The following is a 7,301-nucleotide window of genomic DNA, read 5'->3' on the forward strand; positions in this document are numbered from 1 at the left end:
ACGGACGCCCCGCTCCCGGTCGCCCGCGAGCAGCACGTCGTCACCGCCACCGAGTCCGGCATCCTCACCGGCCTGGACGCCTACGCCGTCGGCGTCTGCGCCTGGCGCCTGGGCGCCGGCCGGGCCCGCAAGGAGGACCCGGTGCAGGCCGGCGCCGGCGTCGAGATGCACGCCAAGCCCGGCGACAAGGTGACGGCCGGTCAGCCCCTGCTGACCCTCCACACCGACACCCCCGAGCGCTACGACTACGCCATCGAGGCCCTCACCAGCGGCGTCACCATCTCCCCGGAGGGCACCCCCTTCACCGCCAACCCGATCGTCCTGGACCGCATCGCCTGATCCGCCGTCAGACGGCTGTGCCCCCGGCCCTGCGGCCGGGGGCACAGCCGTGCTCCGGGCCTCAGGCGCGGACCGTACCGGCGGCGACCGCCCGGCGGGTGGCGTAGAGGGTGACGCCGGCGGCGAGGGTCATGGCGAGGAGGGCGACGGTGGCGGCGCCGGGCCAGCCGGTGGCGTGGTAGGCGTCGGCGCCCAGGGTGCCGCCGAGGCTGTTGCCGAGGTAGTAGGCGATCAGGTAGAGGGCGGTGGCCTGGGCGCGGCCGGTGGTGGCGGTGCGGCCTACGGCGGCGGAGGCGGTGGCGTGGCCGGCGAAGAAGCCGGCGGTGATCAGGACCAGGCCGAGCAGGACGGCGGCCAGTGAGTCGGCGAGGGAGAGCAGCAGGCCGGCCGTGGTGGTGCCGATCGCGACGTAGAGGGTGCCGCGGCGGCCGAGCCGGGCGGTGAGGCGGCCGGCGGTGGCGGAGGAGACGGTGCCGACCAGATAGACCACGAAGATGGAGGCGGCCACCGACTCGGGGAGCGAGAAGGGCGCGGCCACCAGCCGGTAGCCGACGGTGTTGTAGACCGCGCCGAAGACGGCCATGAAGAGCAGGCCGAGCAGGTACAGCCGGAGCAGCAGCGGATCGCGCAGGTGCCCGGCCACGGTGCGGGCCAGCGCCCGGGCGTCCACCCGGGTGCGGCGGAACTGCCGGGCGGCCGGAATCAGCAGCCGGAAGGCCAGCACGGCGAGCAGGGCCAGGACGGCCGAGACGGCCAGCCCCCAGCGCCAGCCCCAGGCGGCGGCGGCCCAGCCGGAGACCAGCCGGCCGCCCATCCCGCCGATGCTGTTGCCCGCCACGTACAGGCCCATCGCGGAGCCGAGCGCGCTCGGGTGCACCTCCTCCGCCAGGTAGGCCATCGCGGTGGCCGGCAGTCCGGCGAGCGCGGCGCCCTGGAGGCCACGCAGCAGGACCAGGGTGGTGAGGTCGGGGGCGAAGGGCAGTGCCACCGCGAGCAGCGAGGCGGCCAGCACCGACCCGGTCATCACGGCGGTCCGTCCGTACCGGTCGGCCAGCGCGCTGGCCGGGAGGAGGGCCAGGGCCAGCCCGAGGGTGGCCACCGAGGCGGTCCAGCTGGCCTGACCGGGTGTCAGGTCGAGGTCGGCCGAGAGGATCGGCAGCAGGCCCTGGGTGGAGTACAGCAGGACGAAGGTGGCGACCCCGGCGGCGAACAGCGCCAGATTGACCCGGCGGAGCGTGCGGCTCCCGGGGAGGTGGCGGGTGTCGGCGGCGGCAGGGGTCGGCTGGGAGAGGGCACCCGGCAGCTGTGGTGCTGCGGATGCCCCGGTACTGGCAGGCGGCATGACGACGACGCTAGACCTGCCACCGCTGATGCGTCCAATACATGGAACGGCGAGAATCGATGCCATGGAGCATCAGAGCAGTTCACCGCCGGTGACCCTCGCCGAACTCGGCCCGGAGGGCGATCTCACCGCGCTGGCACCGCAGTTGGCGCAGTTCGCGGCGGTGGCCCGGCTGGAGCACGTGACCAGGGCGGCCGAGCTGCTCGGCATGCCGCAGCCCACCCTCTCCCGGGCGGTGGCCCGGCTGGAGGCCGAGCTCGGGGTGGGGCTGCTGGCCCGGCAGGGCCGGGCGGTCCGGCTGACCAGGGCGGGACGGCTGCTGCTCGGCTCGGTGGAACGGGCGCTGGCCGAGCTGGAGCGCGGCGTGGAGGCGGCCCGGGCGGAGGCCGATCCGGCGGCCGGGCGGGTGGCCTTCGGCTTCCTGCACACCATGGGCTCGGACGCGGTGCCCGCGCTGCTGCGCGGCTTCCGGGCCGGGCACCCGCAGGTCCGCTTCCAGCTGGTGCAGGACTACGGCGCGGCGATGCTGGAGCGTTTGCGGGCCGGGGAGTTGGACCTCTGCCTGGTCTCCCCGCTGCCGGACGCCCCGGACCTGACGGCCCGTCCGCTGGACGAGCAGCGGCTGCACCTGGTGGTGCCGGCCGACCACCGGCTGGCCGGCCGGCGGCGGATCCGGCTGGCCGAGGTGGCGGAGGACCCGTTCGTGGTGGTGGAACAGGGCTACGGCCTGCGGGCGATCACCGAGGGCTTCTGCGCCGAGGCGGGCTTCGCGCCCCGGATCGCCTTCGAGGGCGAGGAGGCCGAGACCCTGCGCGGCCTGGTGGCGGCCGGACTGGGGGTGTCCCTGCTGCCGCCGGCCCTGGTCCCGAGGCCGGGTGTGGTGGAGCTGGAGGTCAGTGCCCCGCGCACCCGCCGGGCGATCGGCCTGGCCTGGGTGACGGGCCGTCCGCTCACCCCGCCGGTCGCGGCCTTCCGCGACTTCGTCCTCTCCCGCCGCGGCCGGCTGCTCGATCACGACTAAGACCGACCGGCACTCGGGGGGTGGCGGCTACCCTGGGAGCCGGGGGTGGTGGGGGTGTCCCAAAGCGGTTCCGGGTCGGGGGAGTTGACGGGGAGGCTCCGCTTTTCGTGGCGGTTCCGTCGCATCGTCGTCACCGGCTCTTCACCGATCCGGTCCAGCCTGATCAGGCCCGGCCCGGATCGTTCCCGCACCTCAGTGCGGCGGCATCGGATTTCGGTCAGGAGCGATTGAAGTTCCCGAACTTATACCGCTCTTTACCAAACTGAGGGATATTGATGGGGGGAGGCGGCGATGCCCGCGGGGAACGGATCAGGGGGAGACGTGTCGGAGCAGGACACGGTCACGCGCCTCGGCGCCAAGGCCGAGCCGGGCGGTGCCCGGCGGCAGCAGATCGACATCGTGCTGCGGCGCTCGCCGCTGCAGCCGCTGTTCCGCGCGCGGGCCGCGCAGCGGCTCTCCGTCCTCGCCTACCACGGCGTCGACGACCTGCCGAGCTTCACCGCCCAGATGGAGCGGCTGGTGCGGACGGCCGTGCCGGTCTCGCTGGCCACCGTCGAGCGCGCCGTGCGGGAGCGGCGCCCGCTCCCGCCCCGCAGCGTGCTGGTCACCTTCGACGACGGTGACCGCAGCCTGCTCACCCGCGGCGCCCCGGTGCTCGCCCGGCTGGGCGTCCCGGCCGCCGCCTTCGTGGTGGCCGAACTCATCGACGGGGACCAGCCGTTCTGGTGGGCCGAGGCCCCCGCGCTGGCCGCCCGCGGCGGCACCGCCCGGGCGCTCGCGGGCCTGGCCCCCGAGGACGTCGTCCGCCGCCTCAAGACCCTGCCCGACGTCGAACGGCGGCGCAGCATCGAGGAGTTGCGGGACACCGCGGCCGTCCAGGCGCCGCGCCAGCAGCAGCTGAGCGCCCTGGAGCTGCTCGACCTGACGGCCGCCGGGATCGCCGTCGGCAACCACACCCTCGGCCACCCCTGCCTGGACCACTGCGAGGAGCCGGTGATCCGGGTCGAGCTGATCCGCGCGCACCAGCTGCTCACCGGCTGGCTCGGCAGCGAACCGACCGCCTTCGCCTACCCCAACGGCAACTTCGACCCCCGGGCCGACACCGTGCTGCGTGAGCTCGGCTACCGGCTGGGCTTCCTCTTCGACCACCGGCAGGACCGGCTGCTCCCGCCGAACCCGCTGCGGATCAGCCGACTTCGGGTGAACTCCGACACCAGCCCGGCCCGGTTCGACACAATCCTCTCGGGGCTGCACCCGGCGGTGCACCGGCTGCGCGGCGGCTGCTGAGGCCCTTCGGACAGGTGGGGGTGGGGCTGGTGCCGGAGCTGTACGCGCCGGAGGGGCTGACGGCCGAACTGGTCGACGGCTGGCGGGAGTTGGCAGCGGAGGATCCGGGGGCCTCGTGGTTCGCCACCCCCGACTGGGTGCTGGCCTGGTGGGAGACGCTCGGGCGGCGCGGCCCGGCCGAGATCGCCGTCTGGCGGGCCGCCGACGGCACCGTCGAGGCGGTCGCCCCGCTGCACCGCACCAGCCTCCGGCTGCACCCCCGGCTGCCGGTCACCGTCCGCTGCCTCACCCCGCTCGGCAGCGGGCCCGGCGCGGCCGACCACGGCACCTTCGCCTGCCGGCCCGGACGCCGGGCCGAACTGCGGGGCTGGCTCTCCGCCCGCGCCCGCCGCGAGACCCTCTGGCTGCCCGACCTCGACCCGGGCGCCGCCGACCTGCTGCCGGCCGGGGCCCGACGGGTGGCCGGCCAGTCCTGCCCCCGGGTGGGGCTGGCGGACGGCTTCGACGCGCTCGGCTCCAAGCAGTTCCGCTCCGATCTGCGGCGCTACGGACGGAAGTTGGCGGCCGCCGGGGTGACGTTCCGCTGGGTCGAGCCGGGGGCGGCTGACGCGGAGCTGCTGCCCGCGATCGTCCGGCTGCACCGGCTGCGGCGCGATGCCCTCGGCAAGGGCACCACCTTCGACGAGGACCGCCTGCCGCTCCACCGGCTCCTGGTCTCCCGGGCCCGCCCCGGCGCCGGGCCGGCCTTCCTGGTCGCCGAGCACGAGGGCACGGTGATCGGCGGGCTCTACGGCTTCCTCTGGCGCGACACCTTCGCCTACTACCAGATCGGCTGGGACCCGTCGTGGGCCCCGCTGCGCCTCGGCACCGCGATCATCGCCGAAGCGGTCCGCGCCTGCGCCGACCAGAAGCTCGCCACCTTCGACTTCCTCCGCGGCACCGAGCCCTACAAGTACCGCTTCACCGCCACCGACCGCGACGACACCACCTGGCTGGCCCCCCACGGCCCCTCCGGCGCCCTCCTCACCCTGAAGCACCACCTCAAGCGCTGAAGCCGCCTGCGGCGGGCTGATTGTGCGGGCGGGGTGATCGCCTGCGGCGGGCTGACGGGGTGGGGACATCGGGCGGGCTGCCCCCTCGCCTACGGCGGGCTGACGGGGCGTCGGGCGGACAAGCGCTCAGCGGGAGCCCGCGCGTGGACCGGCGGATGGGGTCGCGTGCAGGTCCGCCTGCGGCGGGCTCAGGGCGCGGCGTGGTCGCTGGGCAGCGGGGGCCGACGCACCGTCCGTCCGCCCGCCGCGGGCGTGGTGCTCGCCGCCCGCTGCGCCCGTTCGCCATCAGGTGTGCCCCGGCTGCCCGCCGCCAGGCGTTCGCGTTCCCTCCGTTGGCCGCGCTGCCAGGTGCTGTGCTGGGCCGTTCGGTGGAATGACGGATTCTGCGTGGTGGATCTACGCGCGTAGGGGCTACACTCCCGCAATGGAGAAGCAGAGTGCCATCACGGGCGCCACAGCCCCCCGCGTCCCCACCGCCGACCAGATCGCCCGCGCGCCGAAGGTGCTGCTGCACGATCACCTGGACGGCGGGCTGCGCCCCGAGACCGTCGTCGAGCTGGCCGCAGCCGTCGGGTACGAGGGGCTGCCGACCACCGATCCCAAGGAGCTGGGGGTGTGGTTCCGCGAGGCGGCCGACTCCGGTTCGCTGGTGCGGTACCTGGAGACCTTCGCGCACACCTGTGCGGTGATGCAGACCCGCGAGGCGCTGGTGAAGGTCGCGGCGGACTGCGCCGAGGACCTGGCCGCCGACGGCGTCGTGTACGCCGAGGTGCGGTACGCCCCGGAGCAGCACCTGGAGAAGGGCCTGACCCTCGACGAGGTCGTCGAGGCGGTCAACGAGGGCTTCCGTCTCGGTGAGGCGAACGCCCGGGAGAAGGGCCACCGGATCCGGGTGGGCACGCTGCTGACGGCGATGCGGCACGCCGCCCGTTCGCAGGAGATCGCCGAGCTGGCCAACCGCTACCGGGACCAGGGCGTGGTGGGCTTCGACATCGCCGGTGCCGAGGCGGGCCACCCGCCGACCCGTCACCAGGGCGCCTTCGACTACCTCAAGGGCGAGAACAACCACTTCACCATCCACGCCGGCGAGGCCTTCGGTCTGCCGTCGATCTGGGAGGCGCTGCAGTGCTGCGGCGCCGACCGCCTCGGCCACGGCGTGCGGATCATCGACGACATCACCGTGAACGAGGACGGCTCCGTGGAGCTGGGCCGGCTGGCCGCGTACGTGCGCGACAAGCGGGTCCCGCTGGAGATGTGCCCGACCTCCAACCTCCAGACGGCGGCGGCGAGTTCGTACGCCGAGCACCCGATCGGCCTGCTCAGCCGGCTGAAGTTCCGGGTCACCGTCAACACCGACAACCGCCTGATGAGCGGCACCTCGATGAGCCAGGAGTTCGGGCACCTGGTGGACGCTTTCGGCTACACCCTCGCCGACATGGAGTGGTTCACCGTCAACGCGATGAAGTCCGCGTTCCTGCCCTTCGACGAGCGGCTGGCGATGATCAACGACGTGATCAAGCCGGGCTACGCCGAGCTCAAGGCCGAGTGGCTGTTCGGCGCCAAGGCCTGACACCCGCTCGGATGGCCGAACGGATGAGCGCGGAACCGTGACCAGTGGTTCCGCGCTCATCTGACGAATGGGCCATGTGAGTTACACGCCTTTGATCCGCGTGCGAGCAAGTCACTACGGTGTGCCAGTCACAGCTGACACGGCGTAGCGGTGGGCACCCCATGGGTGCGTGCCGTCGCGTCGGCCACCGACGAGGACACGAGGACCAATTCATGAAGCAGGCCACTCTGAAGGCTGCCGGGACCGCTGCGCTCGGCGTCGCGATCGCGGCCGTTGCTGCCGGTTCCGCCTCCGCTGCCGCCCCGGGTGGGCTCGGGGGCCCGACCAGCTTGCTCACCAACTCCGGTGCGCTGACCGGTGCGGCCACCAGCACCGTCGGCAAGCTGCCCGCCACCGCCCCGGTCACCGAGGCCGTCGGCAACCTCAACCCGGACGTGGCCGGCCCGGTCGCGCAGGCCCCGGAGTCGGCCCAGCCGATGACCGCCCCGGTCACCGACCAGACCGCCCCGATGGTGGACGGCGCCGCCGCCCCGGTCGCCGACGCCGCCGCGCCGCGTGGCCTGCCCCTGCCGGTGCCGGGTGCCGAGGGTCTGGCCCAGGCCCCCGGCGTCTCCACCGTGACCGGCGCCCTCGGCGGCGGCCTGCCCGTCGGCGGTGGTCTCCCGGGCGTCGGCGGCTGAGCCCCGGCGC

Annotated in this window: 6 protein-coding genes and 1 pseudogene; 6 read left to right on the plus strand and 1 reads right to left on the minus strand. The window is 74.4% G+C overall.

Annotation, left to right across the window (positions count from 1 at the left end; genetic code table 11):
* A pseudogene (locus ACZ6ZR_RS13950) lies at positions 1-339 on the plus strand (thymidine phosphorylase); the annotation flags it as partial.
* Positions 340-400: 61 nt separating this feature from the next.
* Here ACZ6ZR_RS13950 and ACZ6ZR_RS13955 read toward each other — a convergent pair.
* Positions 401-1,681 (minus strand): MFS transporter, encoded by a 1,281-nt coding sequence (locus tag ACZ6ZR_RS13955; RefSeq protein ID WP_465642324.1) that lies wholly within the window; start codon positions 1,679-1,681, stop codon positions 401-403.
* 64 nt (positions 1,682-1,745) lie between these two features.
* Between ACZ6ZR_RS13955 and ACZ6ZR_RS13960 the strand changes: the two genes are divergently transcribed.
* From ACZ6ZR_RS13960 to ACZ6ZR_RS13980, 5 genes are all read left to right on the plus strand, one after another.
* Positions 1,746-2,702 carry a LysR family transcriptional regulator gene (locus ACZ6ZR_RS13960; RefSeq protein ID WP_465642325.1) on the plus strand — a complete coding sequence of 319 codons (957 nt, stop codon included), beginning with the start codon at positions 1,746-1,748 and terminating at the stop codon, positions 2,700-2,702.
* A 321-nt stretch (positions 2,703-3,023) separates the two neighbouring features.
* On the plus strand, positions 3,024-3,989 hold the full coding sequence (locus tag ACZ6ZR_RS13965; protein WP_465642326.1) for a polysaccharide deacetylase family protein: 966 nt from the start codon (positions 3,024-3,026) through the stop codon (positions 3,987-3,989).
* A 29-nt stretch (positions 3,990-4,018) separates the two neighbouring features.
* Complete coding sequence (locus ACZ6ZR_RS13970) at positions 4,019-5,041, plus strand: GNAT family N-acetyltransferase (protein ID WP_465642327.1); 1,023 nt, start codon at positions 4,019-4,021, stop codon at positions 5,039-5,041.
* A gap of 424 nt (positions 5,042-5,465) precedes the next feature.
* Positions 5,466-6,611, plus strand: coding sequence for an adenosine deaminase (locus ACZ6ZR_RS13975; RefSeq protein ID WP_465642328.1), 1,146 nt, complete (start codon positions 5,466-5,468; stop codon positions 6,609-6,611).
* Positions 6,612-6,823: 212 nt separating this feature from the next.
* Entirely contained in the window at positions 6,824-7,291 is a 468-nt protein-coding gene (locus ACZ6ZR_RS13980) for a hypothetical protein (protein ID WP_465642329.1), read from the plus strand.
* The last annotated feature ends 10 nt before the right edge of the window (positions 7,292-7,301 follow it).

Source organism: Kitasatospora sp. NPDC088742 (assembly GCF_055584905.1).

Coding starts and splice junctions, on each gene's coding strand:
- ACZ6ZR_RS13955 (WP_465642324.1), bottom strand. CDS start 1,681: ATGCCGCCTGCCAGTACCGGGGCATCCGCAGCACCACAGCTGCCGGGT.
- ACZ6ZR_RS13960 (WP_465642325.1), top strand. CDS start 1,746: ATGGAGCATCAGAGCAGTTCACCGCCGGTGACCCTCGCCGAACTCGGC.
- ACZ6ZR_RS13975 (WP_465642328.1), top strand. CDS start 5,466: ATGGAGAAGCAGAGTGCCATCACGGGCGCCACAGCCCCCCGCGTCCCC.
- ACZ6ZR_RS13980 (WP_465642329.1), top strand. CDS start 6,824: ATGAAGCAGGCCACTCTGAAGGCTGCCGGGACCGCTGCGCTCGGCGTC.